Source organism: Thalassolituus marinus, from assembly GCF_020320395.1.
GTDB lineage: Bacteria > Pseudomonadota > Gammaproteobacteria > Pseudomonadales > Oceanobacteraceae > Venatoribacter > Venatoribacter marinus.
Genome location: NZ_JAEDAH010000036.1, coordinates 1 through 16,493, shown reverse-complemented (window position 1 = coordinate 16,493; position 16,493 = coordinate 1). Strand labels below are relative to the sequence as shown.

The 16,493-nt window shown below is 53.1% G+C and carries 13 protein-coding genes; all 13 read right to left on the bottom strand.

Translation table 11 applies throughout. The features are described from left to right. Positions 1–117 precede the first annotated feature (117 nt). Positions 118–984 carry a DsbC family protein gene (locus I9W95_RS07145; RefSeq protein WP_225673327.1) on the bottom strand — a complete coding sequence of 289 codons (867 nt, stop codon included), beginning with the start codon at positions 982–984 and terminating at the stop codon, positions 118–120. Between the two features lie 181 nt (positions 985–1,165). After that, a complete protein-coding gene (rplS, locus tag I9W95_RS07140; RefSeq protein ID WP_225673325.1) occupies positions 1,166–1,519 on the bottom strand; it encodes a 50S ribosomal protein L19 in 354 nt (117 codons plus the stop codon). Positions 1,520–1,529: 10 nt separating this feature from the next. Beyond that, a complete protein-coding gene (gene trmD / locus I9W95_RS07135; RefSeq protein WP_225673323.1) occupies positions 1,530–2,282 on the bottom strand; it encodes a tRNA (guanosine(37)-N1)-methyltransferase TrmD in 753 nt (250 codons plus the stop codon). Between the two features lie 3 nt (positions 2,283–2,285). Next, positions 2,286–2,825: a ribosome maturation factor RimM gene (gene rimM, locus I9W95_RS07130; RefSeq protein WP_225673321.1), complete on the bottom strand. Its 540-nt coding sequence runs from the start codon at positions 2,823–2,825 to the stop codon at positions 2,286–2,288. 20 nt (positions 2,826–2,845) lie between these two features. Beyond that, a complete protein-coding gene (gene rpsP / locus I9W95_RS07125) occupies positions 2,846–3,097 on the bottom strand; it encodes a 30S ribosomal protein S16 (protein ID WP_225673319.1) in 252 nt (83 codons plus the stop codon). Positions 3,098–3,308: 211 nt separating this feature from the next. Next, a complete protein-coding gene (locus I9W95_RS07120; protein WP_225673317.1) occupies positions 3,309–4,523 on the bottom strand; it encodes a CDP-archaeol synthase in 1,215 nt (404 codons plus the stop codon). After that, positions 4,510–6,171: an AMP-binding protein gene (locus tag I9W95_RS07115; RefSeq protein ID WP_225673315.1), complete on the bottom strand. Its 1,662-nt coding sequence runs from the start codon at positions 6,169–6,171 to the stop codon at positions 4,510–4,512. The genes I9W95_RS07120 and I9W95_RS07115 overlap by 14 nt, the downstream gene beginning before the upstream one ends. Next, positions 6,161–7,300, bottom strand: a complete 1,140-nt coding sequence (locus I9W95_RS07110; protein WP_225673312.1) for a hypothetical protein — start codon at positions 7,298–7,300, stop codon at positions 6,161–6,163. The genes I9W95_RS07115 and I9W95_RS07110 overlap by 11 nt, the downstream gene beginning before the upstream one ends. Beyond that, complete coding sequence (locus tag I9W95_RS07105; RefSeq protein WP_225673310.1) at positions 7,290–10,022, bottom strand: phosphoenolpyruvate synthase; 2,733 nt, start codon at positions 10,020–10,022, stop codon at positions 7,290–7,292. The genes I9W95_RS07110 and I9W95_RS07105 overlap by 11 nt, the downstream gene beginning before the upstream one ends. Further along, positions 10,007–12,763, bottom strand: a complete 2,757-nt coding sequence (locus I9W95_RS07100) for a phosphotransferase (RefSeq protein ID WP_225673308.1) — start codon at positions 12,761–12,763, stop codon at positions 10,007–10,009. The genes I9W95_RS07105 and I9W95_RS07100 overlap by 16 nt, the downstream gene beginning before the upstream one ends. Positions 12,764–12,768: 5 nt before the next feature. Then, positions 12,769–13,713 carry a UbiA family prenyltransferase gene (locus I9W95_RS07095; RefSeq protein WP_225673306.1) on the bottom strand — a complete coding sequence of 315 codons (945 nt, stop codon included), beginning with the start codon at positions 13,711–13,713 and terminating at the stop codon, positions 12,769–12,771. Positions 13,714–13,716: 3 nt separating this feature from the next. After that, the gene (locus I9W95_RS07090) at positions 13,717–16,011 is read right to left on the bottom strand and encodes an efflux RND transporter permease subunit (protein WP_225673304.1); all 2,295 of its coding nucleotides are present in this window, start codon (positions 16,009–16,011) and stop codon (positions 13,717–13,719) included. 280 nt (positions 16,012–16,291) lie between these two features. Continuing rightward, a partial coding sequence (locus I9W95_RS07085; RefSeq protein WP_225673302.1) for a hypothetical protein occupies positions 16,292–16,493 on the bottom strand: 202 nt, incomplete at its 5' end.

Genomic DNA, 16,493 nt, shown 5'->3' with positions numbered 1-16,493 from the left:
GAGAGGGGTAAGGCCCCTCTATGAGGACAAGGGGCCTGGAATATCTCACAAAAGTTCAAATAAAAATTTGTGGGACAGCAGTGGGCCTCAGCCGGTTTCTTCAGCAACCTGAATAAATCAGATCGCGCCAAGGCGGCGAGCCAGTTCATCGGCCGGCATATAACCAGGGAACAAACGGCCATCTTCGGTAATGATGGCAGGCGTTCCGGTTACACCCATTTCGTGGCCCAGCTCAAACTGTTGCGCGATCGGTGCGTCGCAGTCCTTGCCTTTGTTCATCATGTCGTCCATTTGCGCAGCCAGTGCACGATACTGGTCCTGCAGCATCACAGCACCGCCATTGCGTAAACGCTGCCCCAGCTGGTTCATCTCACGCTGGGTGTTCTTCATAGTGCTCATGGCGGCCTTACGATCGCCTTCACACCAGACGTAATTGATCTTGCGGTAGGAATCGGTCAGATCGCCACTGCGTGGGTCTTTGATGCCAGCACGCGGATAGGCCAGATAGCGCACAGTAATACCCAGTTCGTTCAGACGCGGAACTTCCTGATGCAGTTTCTGACAGTAACCGCAGTCGATGTCAGTGAACACATTAATCATCCCTTTCTGCTCGCCCTGCGCAGCGAAGATGACGGTATCGCTGTCTTTAACTGCCGCCATGCTCTCAGCGCGTTTAGGGTTGTTACGGTTCTGAGTAACGTTCTGCGGGCCATCGGCCGTCAGCTCATACAGTTCGTCACGGTAGATGAATCCGTTCATATCCGGCGTCATATGCATGACAGAGCCATCAGTCAGCACCACTTCGAGAATCTGGCCATTGGCCAGAGTCGCCACTTCGCGGACTTTCAGACGTGGTCCGAATGCTGATACCAGACGGCTTTCAACCTGCTTTTCCAGCGCAACCGGCGCTGCATTCTCCACCTGAGCCTGAGCCCCGAACACCAGCGTCATACCCAGCGCGGCGGCTAACATTGTCTTCTTCATCTACTGCAACCTTAGATTTGTCCTCAGGGTCAGATTCCCCGGGCAGCGGTTAGTTCCACCGGACGCTTTCCGGCGATGATAAAGGCCCGAGTATAACAGGCGATTGTGTGTATGGGATGACAGCCTGACAGAGGGCATAAAAAAACGGGCCAGAGGCCCGTTTTTCCGATCAGAGAAAGGCTTATACCTTTTCTTTGATACGTGCAGACTTACCGCTACGCTCACGCAGGTAGTACAGTTTCGCCTGACGAACGTCACCACGACGTTTCACAGAGATGCTGTCAACCAGTGGGCTGTGAGTCTGGAAAGTACGCTCAACACCAACACCGTGAGAGATTTTACGTACGGTGAAAGCAGAGTTCAGACCACGGTTACGTTTGCCGATAACCACGCCTTCAAACGCCTGCAGACGCTCACGGTTACCTTCCTTAACTTTAACCTGTACAACGACAGTGTCGCCCGGGCCGAATGCTGGTACTGCGTCTTTCAGCTGTGCGTTTTCAATTTGCTGAATGATTGGGTTCTTGTTGCTCATTCTATGCTCCTTAACAGTCCGCGGAGGGTTCATTCTCACGCAGGTATTCTGTCAATAACCTTTGTTGCTCGTTTGTCAGTTCCAGACCTTCCAGTAAATCGGGTCTGCGCTTCCAGGTTCTACCCAGTGACTGTTTAAGACGCCACTGACGGATTTTCTCGTGGTTGCCGCTGAGCAGCACTTCCGGTACCGATTGTCCTTCGTAAACTTCAGGACGTGTGTAATGCGGACAATCCAGCAGACCATCCATAAAGGAGTCCTGCTGTGCCGACTGATCATGTCCGAGTACTCCCGGAACCAGTCGGATCACGGCATCCATCAGCGTCATGGCAGGCAGTTCGCCGCCGCTCAGTACGAAATCGCCGATGGACCATTCCTCGTCAATTTCGTTCTCGATGAGACGCTCATCGATACCTTCGTATCGTCCGGCAACCAGAATCAGTTTGTCGCGCTGAGCAAGCTCAAGCACCCCTTGCTGATCCAGCTTACGGCCCTGAGGTGACATGTAAATCACCTTAGCACCGTCGCCTGCTGCCGCTCTGGCAGCCCGGATAGCATCCTGTAACGGCTGAATTTTCATCAGCATTCCAGGACCACCACCGTAAGGACGATCGTCCACAGTCTGGTAGTTATCGTCAGTGAAATCACGAGGATTCCAGCTCTGAACGCTCACTTTGCCCTGTTTAATCGCCCGGCCACTGACACCTTGTTCGGTGAGTGCGCTGAACATTTCAGGAAAAAGCGAGATAACTCCAAACCACACCGGTTAAAAATCCGCTTCCCAGTCAACCTGGATTTCACTGCTTTCCAGATCAACCTCAAGAACGATTGCTTCCGCATAAGGGATCAGACGTTGCGCTTTGTCGATGCTGCCTTCGCAAGGACCGACTTTAAGCACCTGATTACCGCCACCGGAATCAAACAGTTCTTCTACCTGGCCCAGTACCACGCCCTGAGTGTTAACCACTTTCAGGCCTTCGAGTTGGAACCAATAATATTCATCTTCATCGGGTTCCGGTAAGTCGCTGGTAGGAACGCCGATCTCAACCTGGCGCAGAGCCAGAGCCTGATCTCGATCGTTAACACCTTCGAGGGCTACCGCTAACCCTTTGGTCTGGAGCTTGCTGCCGACAACCTTGACTGGCTTCCACTGACCATTAATACGTAACAGCCAGCTTTTGTACTCAAGGATATTGGTCATAGGATCGGTGTAAGAATAAACCTTCACCCAGCCTTTGATACCAAATGCAGTGGTTACTTTACCCAGTACGGTAATGTCCTGGTTATCCACCTGCTCTGCCAACATCAATTCTCCGTCCGCGCCAATTAAGCCTGAGCTTTCTTAGCGTCTTTCAGTAACTTGGCTACACGGTCAGTTGGCTGTGCGCCTTTGCCGATCCAGTACTCAACGCGCTCCAGATCAACACGAACAGCCTCTTCCTGGCCACGAGCAACAGGGTTGAAGAACCCAACGCGCTCGATAAAGCGACCGTCACGAGGTGCGCGCGCATCAGCTACGTTAATGTGATAAAAAGGACGTTTTTTAGAGCCACCACGGGCCAAACGGATTACTACCATATGTCAGATCACTCCGATCGTTTTATCGAGTGACAGGTTTTGAGATCGCCTGTCGTTCATCATCCCGTGAGTCCCGAATCTACCCGTATTCGGGCAGCCTCCAGACACACGGGGCCTAAAAAGGGCGCGTAGTGTATAAAAACTGAACCTCTAAAACAAGCAATAATCCGCGTCAATCAGGCCGCAGGCCGCATCAGCACAGGCGTTTGCTTCAGGTCGCACTGTTTTTCAACTGCTTACTGTACAGCCATTGTTTTACCAGTAACGCCACCAGCGGAAAGGTCAGCACATAGAACACCAGTACAGGGCTGTGCAGCGGCAGCCATAACATATAGGCAAGCGCGACACCGACAGCGGAGTCGACCTGATCCAGGGCTATAAACCAGTACTTCCGCTGCTCCGGCACTTCGCCGGCAGCAATCCCCAGCCGGCGCTTGTAAAAGGAGTTGGGCAGTTCCCCGACAACATAGCCAAGACCCGCCACCAGACCGGTGGCCAGCAAGCTGTGGCCCGCCAGCGGTGTCGTCACGCCGATGGCAGCCAGCAACCACTCAACCGGCGATAACAGCAGCGCACCTGCGGCTGTCAGCAGCGGCACCAGTATCAGACCGCGCCAGGTTTTATTGGCACCGAAGTAAGCTCTGTGCAGCGGGCGAACCAGAGCCGGCAGCAGGTTATGACTGACACACCACATATGGGCCACACCACCAATCACGACAGGAACCTGCAGGTATAACGCCGCCAGCAAAGCTGAACCCAGCGTCATCTCTTCGTGCACATACGCAGCCATCAGCGTGGTCAGAATAAAGCCGCCAAGAGTGATACTCAGCATCTGACGAACCGACGTGAACTTAAAGAAAGGACGTGCACGCACCATCTGCACAGAGAACACCAGCAGCACCAGGCAGAGCACCAGCTGAAACAGTGGCTTAAAAGTGGCTGGCAGGATGGCTTGCAGCAGCAGCAGCGGAGTAATCAGCAGCAAACTCCAGAATACCGGCATCCCCGCATACGCCAGCTGACTGCCGCGCTGGATGTTACCCGACTGATTGAACACCGCCAGACGGATACAGCCCGCCATGACAAATGGAATCAGCACCCAGGCCCACCAGCCAGTCATCCCCCATTGCACCAGTATCAGCGCAGGCATCGCGAGGTAGATCAGTACATCCATAAAGCCGTCGAGATAACGGCCAAACTCTCGTGTCAGTCCCCAGCGTCGGGCATATACGCCATCCATTGCATCCGCAGTCATAGCCAGAAACAACCAGCCAAGGGCACTGAATAACTGCTGTTGCAAAGCACACATCAGGGCGATGCCGCACAACGGAACACTGGCCAGCGTAATCAGATCGGCACGATTCAGTCGGATAAGCCAGTCACTGGCGGCAGCTGGTGCAGATGAAACCGGTTCAGCAGAGGACATGATGATGCTCCAGAACAGAGAGTGACGATGCGTCTTCGCGCAGCAGAGGACGATCCAGTTTGCTGTTATGGCGACTATCAACCGGCATTCTGGCTAAACGCTTCAGCGTCAGTGACGCTATACCCGCCTCCATCAGCAGCGGCCTGACCACAGGCATAAGTTCCGCCAGTGTCTTTTCACTCTGAATGAACAGCAGCAGCTTACCCTCGCTACTCTGCACCAGAGCGCAACGCTGAACACCTTCGAGCACATCCAGTTGCTGCTCGACCACCAGCGGTTGAATGACCAGCTCACCACAGCGAATCAGATCTCTGACTCGCCCGGTGAGCCACAGGCGACCGTCAGAATCAAAAAAACCGGTATCGCCGGTACGATGCCAGACCGGATACAAAGAACCGTTGCGCGGGATCTTATTCTCCGCTTCCGCCTGCGGATGGTTCACATAACCACGTAACACATGCAGCCCTGCCACCAGAATCTCGCCGCACTCATAGGGCTGACACTGCCCCTGCGTAACCATATCTTCCGTAGCATGATCCGCTGGCAGGCTATGACTGATCAGCACTTCTGTACCTTCGACCGGTGCCCCCACCAGATATCCCGCAGCGCCATCGGCCTGCAGGTAATCTTCCAGCGTCACCGCAGCCACCGGTTCAGCCTCGGTCGAACCGTAAGCAATGCGGCCCCAGGCGTTGGGGAAGCACTGCTGAATTTTGCCGGCGAGAGTACGACTGACCGTGGCACCGCCAACAATGACGCTGCGGACCTGCTCCATAACCAGCTGTTGTGCATGCAGATAATCGCACAGCGCCGACATATAAGCCGGTGCACCACTGACCCGGGTCACCCGCCATTGCTGCAGTGCCGCGACGGTTCTGGCGGCCTGCTCTTGTGACAATTCCCCCGGCGCCGCAAAGTTCACTGCTGGCATGACACTGGTCATACCGCAACTCAGATTGTGCAGCACCATTACCGGAAAGCAGGGACAGTCCACGTCATCCACCGCGTCCGGCCAGTGGGCACGAATGGCCTGATGTTGCTGCTGCAGACTGTCATGTGTGCGATCGGCGCCCTTCGGCCTACCGGTACTGCCCGAGGTAAATGAGATCAATCCATGCGCATGCCGCCCGCCATCGATCAGTCGCAACTGACGCGTACGATCATCGCGAGCACCCACCGCCTGTGCCACAGGTAAGCGACGTACACCCGGGAAGAAGCCATCAACGGCAAAACGCTGACAACCGCGCAGCTCTGGAATCAGCCAGAACCAGCGCAACACCGCCAGTGACGAAATGACCGCACTGGCGTTTGCATCCTGCAACGCCTGGCGTACTTTCCTGCGCCCCATACCGGCATCAATAAATACAGGTACCATGCCCGCGGCCAGCAAACCGGTAATCAGTGTATAAAGCAGAATACCCGGCGCTATCGCCAGTACGACCCTATCTCCCGGCTGCAGATTCTTTGCATAGAAAAAAGCCTGCCAGTATGCCGCTTCCCGGTGCATGCCCTGAAAAGAAATACTGTCCTCATCTGTACCCGAATCGGCAGTGAAAACGATGGCTGTTTTATCCGGCTGCTGTTGTGCACAGCGCAGAAAACGCCAGATAAAATTGTGATTATTTAACAAAGGAACATCAGCATTCATCGCCAGCATCCTCGGTTAAAGCACGAGTAAAAAGCGCATATTCGCGGACTAAATCACCGTGACTGGCGTACTGACGGGATGGGTTGTCTTCGCGCACCATCGCCCCCGCGACACGCTGGTAGTGAGGAGCGGCCCACAGCGTCAACTGCATCGACATCAGGGTGAACAATCCGGCTTTACGGTAGTCGGGGTGGACACCACCAGTTTTGGCTAATGCCAGACGACGTCCCGGAATACGATTAAAATGCTCACTGTAATTCAGATCGCCAGGCGCAATATCAGGTTCGACTGCCAGCAGTTCACTGTAATCCGGGTAACAAAGAAAAAATCCGGCAATATCACCCTTTTCATCCCGCGCCATCACCGAACTTTGCGGACACAGTTTTTTAGCAAAAGGTTCACCACAGGCAGCTTCAAACTGAGCGAAAGAAATCGGGGTGTAAGCAAAGTTTTGCTGAAAAATACGATCGACCAGTGGGTACAGTTCAGGTAGGTTATTGAGCCAGGTCTCTCCGTCAAGACGACTCAGGGTAAACAGCCCCTTACTTTTCTCAAGCCCTTGCTGCAGTACAGGGGCAATACGCTGAGCCAGCTCGGCAAGATCATCATTAATGTGTGTGAAATAGCGATAATGAACGTCATAGCCGACATCGGCCAGCAATGCAGGATAATAGTCCGGATTAAACGGTTCACCGATAAACGGACGCTGATCGAAGTCAGACAGTTTTATCCGGTACGACTGATAGGTCGTAAAATTAATCGGGCCATAAACACGCTGAGCACCCTGCTCCTTCGCCCAGCGCTCAAATCCGGCAAACAAAGTCTGGTTATGCTGTGTCTCTGGAGCGCTTTCCCAGAAGCCGAAGTAAGCCACAGCCTCGCCGTCAATCCGGCAATTAGCGGAATAGAATCCGGCCAGACGCGACTGCTCGACACAGCCAAGCCAGGCAATGCCACCGTCACAAAACCAGTCAGACGACGGTGAAAACTGACGCACTATTGCCTGCTCTGATTCACCTGGCCACAGTTCATTGCCAGAATAAACGGCGCGGGCAACGGCGAAAAACGGATCATCCGCGGTTAATGCCTGCTCTGCAGCTGTCGTCTGATCAATGACCTTACACCACATCACTGCACTCCACAGGTGCCTGCGCAGCACTGTCGTCCAGCGGCAAGGACAGGCGGGTGATCACACCACTGCTGCCGTCCATGCGCACTATTTCCTGATTGTTCAGCATCCGGGTCAGACCAGGGATTCCAACAATCGCCGGAATACCTAATTCACGCGCAACCACCGCCGAATGCGACAGCGTTGAACCACGCTCAACCAGAATACCGCCGGCTGTCGGAAATAACGGTGCCCAGCCCGGGTCGGTACGAACCGTACAAAGGATTTGTCCATCCAGCGATAACTCATCCTGCGGCGAAAAAATAAGCCGTACAGGCTGCTCTACAATACCCGGGTAGCAGCCAGTGCCCTTTAATGTCGGACTGTTATCGGCAAGTTCTTCCTGAGCGTGGGGATATTCATAACGGTTTTCGCTGACCATCCCCCAGGTGTAAAAATGATGAGGCGTTTCAGCGGCGTGCCAGCCTGCAAACTCTTCGCGGCGCAGGGCCACCAGACCGGCAATATTAGTGGTGACTGAGCGACCATCATGAGCAGCTTCAATTTCTTCGCGAGTCAGATAAAAAATATCTTCCGCCTCAGCCAGCTGACCACTGAATGCCAGCTGCTGGCCCATTTCCCGATAGATGTCACGATATAAACCAAACATGCGGGTTCTGGCCAGACGCATATTCTCACGATTACGAATGGCTTCGCGCAAACGAGCAAGATCACGAATAAAACGACGTTTAGCCAAGCCGCCACGCAGGCGACTGAAGACCTGCTGTTCCGCTTCCGCCCGATAACGTGCTTCATTGGCTGACAATGTTGCCAGCGTCAGATCGTCACGCCCGAGGAAGTTCTTAAGCACCTGATAGAAGAACGCCGGGTCCTGGCGCAGGCTGATGGATTCCAGTTTCAGCTCACCCATTACACGATCGCCATAGCGCTCAATGTACTCCAGACAACGCTCATAAATTGCAGGCTCATTAACCTGCAACCAGGCATGTAATTGCTCAGCAGGCAGTGACAGGATGACGTCCTGTAGCTCCGGCATGCGTCGCAGATCATCACACAACGCCAGAATCCACTTGGTTGGTTCGGTACTTTCTATCCCCTCCTCACCGGACAGCAGCTGATTCTGTACTGTTTCAATATGCTCAATACCCAGCCCGCTCAACTGACGGTGCACCTTACCGTTCATCATCATGACGTAAAAATCGTTGAGAATCGGTGTTGTCCAGTTCTTCAGCAACTGCTCATCAAGGTAGCGTGTAAGCTGTACCAGTTCACTCAGCGACAGCGTATGCAGCGTGCTGCGCGGAACCGAGGCATAAACCCGGGAAAACTCCGTACGAAATTCCGTCGCTTTGGATTCCATCACCCGGAAGGCCGACAGCAAGCGAGAAAATGCGCGGATCATTTGTGGCAAACGACGTAATTTATCGCCGGTGCTGAGTTCCGGTGGCTGAATAAAATCCACCGGATCTTCCAGCCCCATCATGCGCTCCATATCGGCCTTATTGGCCTTGAACGATGGCAGAAACAGCAGACCGCGATACCAGTTATTAATGTTGTAATACACCCGGCCATGAATCAGCCCAAGCATATTATTCAGCATATCCTGATGCTCACTGATGACCTGCTCGCGCACTCCGAGAATACGCAGCGTCTGCTCGTAGACCGTTTTGTACGCCTGGTTGGCAAAGCTGAACGTCAGCGGTGTTGTGACGCCGCAGTAGGACTCCTGAATATTCGAGTTATCCCAAACTTTCAGACAGTCGGTGGTTTGCGCAGTGCGCGGTAACGCCGTTACCGGACGTGCCTGAAGAATCCACAGCCTTCCTTCGCTGTAACACCATTCAATATCCTGCGGCTTACCATACCAGCGCGCGATTGCCTGACCTTCTTCACGTAACTGCTGCAGCTGCGTGATGCTCAGACATGGCTGCTGACGGCGAGCATCTTCTACCGCTCTTTCCGCCGTGCCCTGTCCGCTGGCAGTGTCCAGTACCAGCTCCAGATCTTTATCACCCAGAGTCTGCTCTGTAACGTCACCCAACTCATTGAGAACAAATTCATCGCTGTTGCAGATACCGGAGACCAGCCCCTCACCACAGCCCCAGGTCGCAGAAATCAATGTCTGGCGCCGATTGCCATTCACCGGATTCGCAGTAAACATAACCCCGGCACTGTCGGCATTAATCATGCGCTGAATAATCACTGCCACTCTGACCTGCTGCAGACCAATACCTTTCTGCAGACGGTACGCCAGCGCGCGTGCATTAAATGCACTCTGCATCACCGTCAGAATGCCACCGGCCAGTGCAGCACGGCCCGTCAGATACAGACAGGAGTCCATCTGCCCGGCGAATGAGGCATCATGACCATCCTCCCCCACCACCGATGAGCGTGCCGCCCAGTACCCTTCGTCGATACCGTGTACGGCATCCAGAGCGGAGGCAATATCCTGGTTCAGTTCGCTGGCCAGAATGGCCTGCTGGATTCGTTCAGCAACTACCTGAATATCGTTGCTGTCACTTTCAGCAGTCAGTGGTTTTAATTGCTCGTCAATCCAGTCGATCAGAGGCGCACACTGATGCTCAAACGCAGCCACCGGTAATACCCAGAAATCCGGAACCAGGGCGCCGTGGCGATGCAGAAATGCCAGGTTAAATGCTTTACCACCCAACTGACTGATGGTTTCAGCAGAAGCCTGACGCTGACTCAGACAGTAGCGCATAGCAACCTCTCAACTTCGTTATCCAGCAAACGGCGGAAAGTCGCCAGTACACGCGCCATAAACGGGTAATGACGGAAGGTATGCGCCATGACATACATAGGTACACGGCATACCGCCAGATCCCACAGACACAGAGTCACACCACGACGCCACTGCTCAGCATCAATTATCTGTCCGCTACACTGCTGTAGCTTAAGGCGATGACGTTCAATCAGCGCTTCAACTTCATCCTGATTGAAATCCGGTTGCAGAGTAAAAATCAGCAGCTCCGCCAGATCGTGCTGTGGCAAATGCAGCGTGGCTAATTCCCAGTCATAGGCACACAGACGCAACTCTTCACCATTGCGTCGGAAAGCAATGTTGCGTGGATTAAAATCATTGTGAATCAGGGTTTTCGGCATGGCATCGATTTCCGCATACCAGTCACCGAGACTGTAAACACGGTCGCGGAAACGCGACATATCAGCATCGCTGAACCACTCCGGAAATTCCTGAATGGCATGCGCACCGAGCATTTCCCATAAGCGGGTTTTCTCCAGCATGGATTCACGCGTTGGCACATGCGATACCCAGCCGGTTTTCAGTAATTCATCTTCGCGGCCATACCAGACACTGTGCATCTCAGCCAGTCCATCCACCGCCGCATTAAGATGCTCTGTCGTCCAGCTGCGGGTGTCATCGGCACTGTCCATGAGCTCCATATCCTGCAGCAGCTCCTGCACCAGAACGTAGGCTTCACGGCTGTCGTCCTGCCAGCTCAGATACGTGCGCGGCATATGGCGGGCAAAGCGTTCATCGTCCTGCGCCATAATGGCCAGCTCACGGGTATGACACCCTTTAAAACCTAACTGATCGCGGTATTCGTTATAGGCATGAGCCAGGCGGGCATCACACATTGCTGCCATGCTGTTCAGCATCAGAATAACTTCGTCATCCAGCGGCTTCACTTTCACCATAACGGCCAACGGCTCAGACTGTTCTGCCAGCGTCAGATTGAAAGGAAAGTGTCCGACCAGCTTGTTGATTTTATGCGCTGTTAATTCAGTGATAATACTGCTGCCTTTCTGATTCAGACGTATCTCATCAACCGCTTCAACCTGTGCAGCATCACCAAAGGTATTTTTCATCGCCCGATTAAAAAAGGCCGTATCCAGATCAGCTGCTTTCAGCCATTCAACCGGACGATTGCGTCCGAGTTTTTCATGCGCACGGGCAAACTGATCACTGGCAATGGCAGACAACGTAGACAAATCCAGTGCCAGACAGAAGGAGGCTATAACCTCCGCCAGTTTATGAGCGCTGCCAGCACCGGCGCATCCCATCATTTCCAGACATTCACGTTGTTGTGGCAAACGTGTGCCACCACCAATGCTACCTACTACCAGTCCCGGTAAGCGCATTGCCGCATAAATGTCTCCGTCGGCAGTCATCTCCATATGTAATTGGCCGATGGCTGATTCATGTACACAGGCAATATCCTGCCCGGTGGCGGTAAACATGGCAGCAATAACGTTGGCGATATTAATATTGATGCCGACCATACCAGCAGCAATACTGCCTCCGACAAACTGGTTGTAGGCACTGAACAACTTCTGCGCGCTGATCTTCAGCACTTTCTGACAGATTTCATCCGTCAGAGTACATTCCGCCAGTACGCGAATACCCCGCCCCTGCAGGAAGGAGTTGTAGGTCACTTTTTTGTCGTTCGACAGGTTGGCTTCGATAAGAAAGTTTTCGAATTCAATATGCGGATAATGCTGCATTTCTGCCAGAATCCACTGACACGCCTGCCAGGTACAGGTCGTCGTCATGTTCTGACCAGCAGCATCGCCGGTTTCGTAGGCAAACTGAACATGCACAGCGTGCCCCACCAGCTCGGCACGAACATCAACCAGGTTAGCGTAGTTGGAATATTTCCGCGTCTGTGCCGCAATATCCTGCTTATGATCTTTTACCCATTCGGCAAAGAACATAGCGGCCGACAGACTGCCGAGCGAAAACACCGGTACACGTAACATACGCTGCCCCAGCACCCGCACATTAACGCCGCCGCTGCGCGAAATAGCAGTCGCGCCACGAGTGGCAGATGCAACCAGCGCACCTTCTGAGGTCGCCATCGGCGCGTAAAACAAACCACGCGCATGTTCGCCACAGATATGCAGCGGACCAGCGACTCCAACCGGGATTTCAACGGTGCCGATAAAAGCTTCGATATTCGATACCAGAGCCGTCGGGTCCAGCGTGTTCTGTGCAACCTGCTCCAGAGCGGCACCGGTTTCGTTGCGCACAAATGCCAGACGCTGCAAACGGGCATCTTCGGTATACACACCACGTGCCGGCACTTTCGGCAGGGTCAGCTCATCATACTGTTCTTCGCTGTCACACTCGCGCACCTTGCGCACGGCATAGCTCAGCTCCCATAACAGACGAGGGGTTTCATCGTGATCGTCAGACTGCAGGACCAGGCGTACTTTGCGATTGTTGGCCGTCTCTGCACGCTTTTCTACCTGCAGGTTGTGGAAGACATAGTGGCGGCCATAAAGACTGACTTTTACCTGCGCCACCGTATCGCCGGGTTTCAGATGCGCGTCACTGTCGCAAAGCACACAGAGATAGTGGCGCGACACATCCAGCGGCTCAGCAGGCAAGGACTGCTCACCAAGATTAAGCGCTGCCGTCGCTTCATGCTCTGCGGTAAAGGTATAACGGGCCGGGGTGGTATAAATACGTGCTTTCTGCATTGCGCTTACTCCATGACAGCGCTGCTGATTGCCATGGCAATAATCAGCAAAAGGTAGCCGGACAACATCGCCAGAGCGACGGCTTTCTCATTACTTTCGCGAGCTTCCAGTGAAGGTTGCTGCAAAAACTTCTGCACTGACTTCAGCGCAAACAGCGCCGGAATTGCCAGTAACAGGGCATAAACCCAGCCCGCCACCACTGGCAGGAAATAAAGCAGCGACCACTGACAGATAAGCATCAGGGTAATCAGAGCCTGCACCAGTCGGGCAGCTCCACTGACTCCCAGAATTTTCGTATAGGAGTCGACCGTTTCACGCTCTTCTTCCGGGCCGCGGGTTTTACGGGTAATTTCAAAACAGAAGCCACTGACAAACGACAACGCCATCATGCTGAGCATGGCGCCACTGGTGAAAGCCGCCAGCGATTGTCCTGGCTGTGCCATACAGGCTAACCAGATAACGATCAGAGGCATGATGGCCATATGACTGAGTGCATAAATCAGCAGGCGCTTTTCAAGCCAGGCGCCACAGAAAAACTCAGCGCCCATCAGGCAAAGATATACAAACATAAGTAACCAGACCCAGAGCACCGGCAGCCCCAGATAAAAACTGAAAGCAACCTGCAGCGTAACCGCCAGAGCGCCCAGTATTTTCAGATGTCTGAGTGTAATCTGGCCGCTTTGCAGTACACGCTGTGGGTGGTTCAGTACATCCAGTTCATAATCTTTGTGTTCGTCGAAAATACGGATAACCAGAAACAGCGACCAGGTAACAACACAGGCAGCAACATCCAGCCAACCCAGGTACCAGTCATCTGCACGGGCAACACTGGCCGTTACCAGATACAAAATAAAAAACAGCAGTGCATTGGCGACAGGAAAGCGTTCGTCCATCCACGCCAGAATGCGCTTCACCAGCGCAGAGCCGGAATCCGCTACAACTTGATTCATGGGTTAGTCCTTGGAAATTGACAGAGGCTGGCGATCAGACAGTACCAGCAGCAAAGGTAATAAAAGCAGGTCAGCAGCCAGCGCCAGCACCACAGTAAGCGCCATCAGTCCCCCCATACCCCAGGTCGGAGAAAAGGGTGACAACAACAATAAGGCAAATCCGGCCGCGAGAATCACACTGGTAACCAGCATGGCCGTGCCAACGGTGGCAAAGGCATAACGTACAGCGCCTTCTGCACTCTCACCCTGACGGCGGGCCAGCTGATATTTACTGAGAAAATGAACCGTATCGTCGACCACCAGGCCGAGACTCATACAAGCAACAATGGATAAACCAAGATCCACCTGGCCAACCCAGTAGCCCCATAAACCATAGGCCATCAGTGCCGGCAGAATATTGGGTATCAGGCTGATCAGCGCCAGCCTCCATGAGCGCAGGACAAACAGCATCAGCGCAGAAATCAGCACCAGTGCCAGTAGCGTGCCCTTAAATAAACTGATGCTGTTGCGATCGGATATCCAGGCGAACACCATATCCAGTCCGGTGCCTGGCTGAATCCGCAACGCCGGTGTATTCGTTGCGGCCCACAGACGGGCCTGCTCATCAAACTGAATCAGCTGCCCTGAACTTTGCTTGTGCAGATTAACCGTCAGGCGGGTTGCACTCTGATCCAGCGTAATGCGCTCATTAAGGCCCATACCGGCAGGCAGCGACATTTCATACAGCAACATAGTTTGCGCGACAGCATCGTCATTGGCAGGTATACGGTAAAAAGCCTCATCGCCAGCATGCAACGCTTTATTCAGCGTTAATAAGGGGCGGTGAACACTGTCAGTGAAGCCTGTCTGAGGCTGATGATCCAGATAGTCTGCGAACTGTTGCAGCTGGTGCATTACCTCAGTTCGATAAAGCGTGCCGCCATCAGCCGCCTCTATGCGGTACTGAATAAAATTAACACCATGAAGCTGTTCATCCTGTTTATCCAGAACCTGACGTACCGCGAACGTTTCATCGTAATAGCGATGCCACTGCTCGTTAAACGCCAGCCTGGACATACCGGCTGCAGCTGTGGTCGCCAGCAGTAACAACAACAGCAGAGAACGCAGCGGATGTGCCAGCAGGACGCGCTGGCTGAAATCCGCCAGTGCAGCACTGATCACACGCCCTGGCAATTTACGGTGAGCAGGAGGACGCAGTATCGCCAGCACGGCGATAAAAGCAGTAACGCTTAACAAAGCCGCCAGCATTGCGGCGAATGCCACCAGATTACCCAGATCACGATATGGTGGTGATTCGCTGAAATTCAGGCACAACAATCCGACCGCCGTAGTAATCGAGGTAATCCATACCGGGCGACTGTTAATACGCAGGGTTTGCTCCAAAGCTGCCGACTGCTGTAGCCCTTCACGCAAATAGTGCTGATAGGACGACAGCAGATGCAGACAGTCGGCAATCACCACAATCATAATCATGCTCGGCACCACGCCGACAACGGGCGTCAGTACCGCAATACCATTACTGCCTGCGAACGCCCAGCCATAGGCGCCGAATGTCGCCATGATGGTCAGCAAGGTAATACCCAGCGCCAGCATGCTGCCGGCCAGCGACCGTGTCAGGAGGAAAAGTCCGGCAAAAATCAGCAGATAACTGCCCGGAATTAAAGCGGCCATATCCCGCTCCACCGCCTCCTGCAGTGCAAGGTTAATCACCGCACTGCCGAATAATTCAACCGTTACTGATTGAAGATCGGCGTCATGCAGCAGCTGGCGTGCAGCACCAACCAATTCAGAAGTCGCCTGTGGATTATCCCCCGGCAGATCCAGGCTCATTACTACCAGACCCAGACTGGCATCGGCATTGATATAACGATTGAGCAGATCAGCATCGTCGCGGACAGACCGCAACGCTTCGGTCGCGGACCACACAGTCTCCGTGCCCGTGAAAAAATCAGCGACTTCAATAACATCCTGATCGCTACGGATCTGCTGATAATTAGTCAGGGAGTCAACTCGACGGACATAAGGTAATGTCCACGCCGCGTCGGTGAGTTTTTTTATCTCCGTGAGTGCAGCAACGGACAATAAATCTCCGCTATTAACGGATAAAACAAAACTCAGGGTATCCTGCTTATTGAATGCCTGCTCGACCTGCTCAAAAGCCATCAGCTGAGGATTGTCGGAAGAAAAATAAAGGCGGAAATCCGACTGAAGCGCCAGCTTCGGCAGACCTGCCATTAATACCAACAACAAAAGAAATACCCACACCAGTGTACGGCGCGGATAATGTATCGCGAACATAACAACATCCCTGATTGTGACGAGAACAAAAACACCAAGCAAAAGGCTTAATCTTTAAACTGAGTATTTTTTGTTTTTGTCACCTCAGTACGGCGGATAATAAGTCAAAGCCATACGTAAGTGCCAGAGATCAACCCACTATTTTTGAGCAATTTCCAAGACTTTTATGACATATTTGCAAGAGTCAGATTTTAAATATTATCCGCAGGATATTGTCACTGTCTTATGCGGACACGGAAATCACCAATACGGACAGACGGCATTTGAAATGACCAACATGTCATGAAACCTTAATATTAAATAAGTCATTAAAATCACCAGCAGTCGGCAGAAGCGCCATCGCTAGTGATAAAACAAATATTAAAATCTGGCAGAAACAAAAAACCCACCAGAAGGTGCACTGCTGTCCCACAGTTTGGGGCAGCAAATGAAAAAGCCTGATTCCAAGTGTTATTCTGTTGTTACCACACAATAGAAAAAAC

Bases quoted from the DNA above. Each gene is read 5' to 3' on its own strand.
- rpsP (WP_225673319.1), bottom strand. From the start codon at position 3,097: ATGGTAGTAATCCGTTTGGCCCGTGGTGGCTCTAAAAAACGTCCTTTT.
- I9W95_RS07105 (WP_225673310.1), bottom strand. From the start codon at position 10,022: ATGCGCTACTGTCTGAGTCAGCGTCAGGCTTCTGCTGAAACCATCAGT.
- rimM (WP_225673321.1), bottom strand. From the start codon at position 2,825: ATGTTGGCAGAGCAGGTGGATAACCAGGACATTACCGTACTGGGTAAA.
- I9W95_RS07145 (WP_225673327.1), bottom strand. From the start codon at position 984: ATGAAGAAGACAATGTTAGCCGCCGCGCTGGGTATGACGCTGGTGTTC.
- I9W95_RS07120 (WP_225673317.1), bottom strand. From the start codon at position 4,523: ATGTCCTCTGCTGAACCGGTTTCATCTGCACCAGCTGCCGCCAGTGAC.
- I9W95_RS07115 (WP_225673315.1), bottom strand. From the start codon at position 6,171: ATGAATGCTGATGTTCCTTTGTTAAATAATCACAATTTTATCTGGCGT.
- I9W95_RS07095 (WP_225673306.1), bottom strand. From the start codon at position 13,713: ATGAATCAAGTTGTAGCGGATTCCGGCTCTGCGCTGGTGAAGCGCATT.
- rplS (WP_225673325.1), bottom strand. From the start codon at position 1,519: ATGAGCAACAAGAACCCAATCATTCAGCAAATTGAAAACGCACAGCTG.
- I9W95_RS07110 (WP_225673312.1), bottom strand. From the start codon at position 7,300: ATGTGGTGTAAGGTCATTGATCAGACGACAGCTGCAGAGCAGGCATTA.
- I9W95_RS07100 (WP_225673308.1), bottom strand. From the start codon at position 12,763: ATGCAGAAAGCACGTATTTATACCACCCCGGCCCGTTATACCTTTACC.
- I9W95_RS07090 (WP_225673304.1), bottom strand. From the start codon at position 16,011: ATGTTCGCGATACATTATCCGCGCCGTACACTGGTGTGGGTATTTCTT.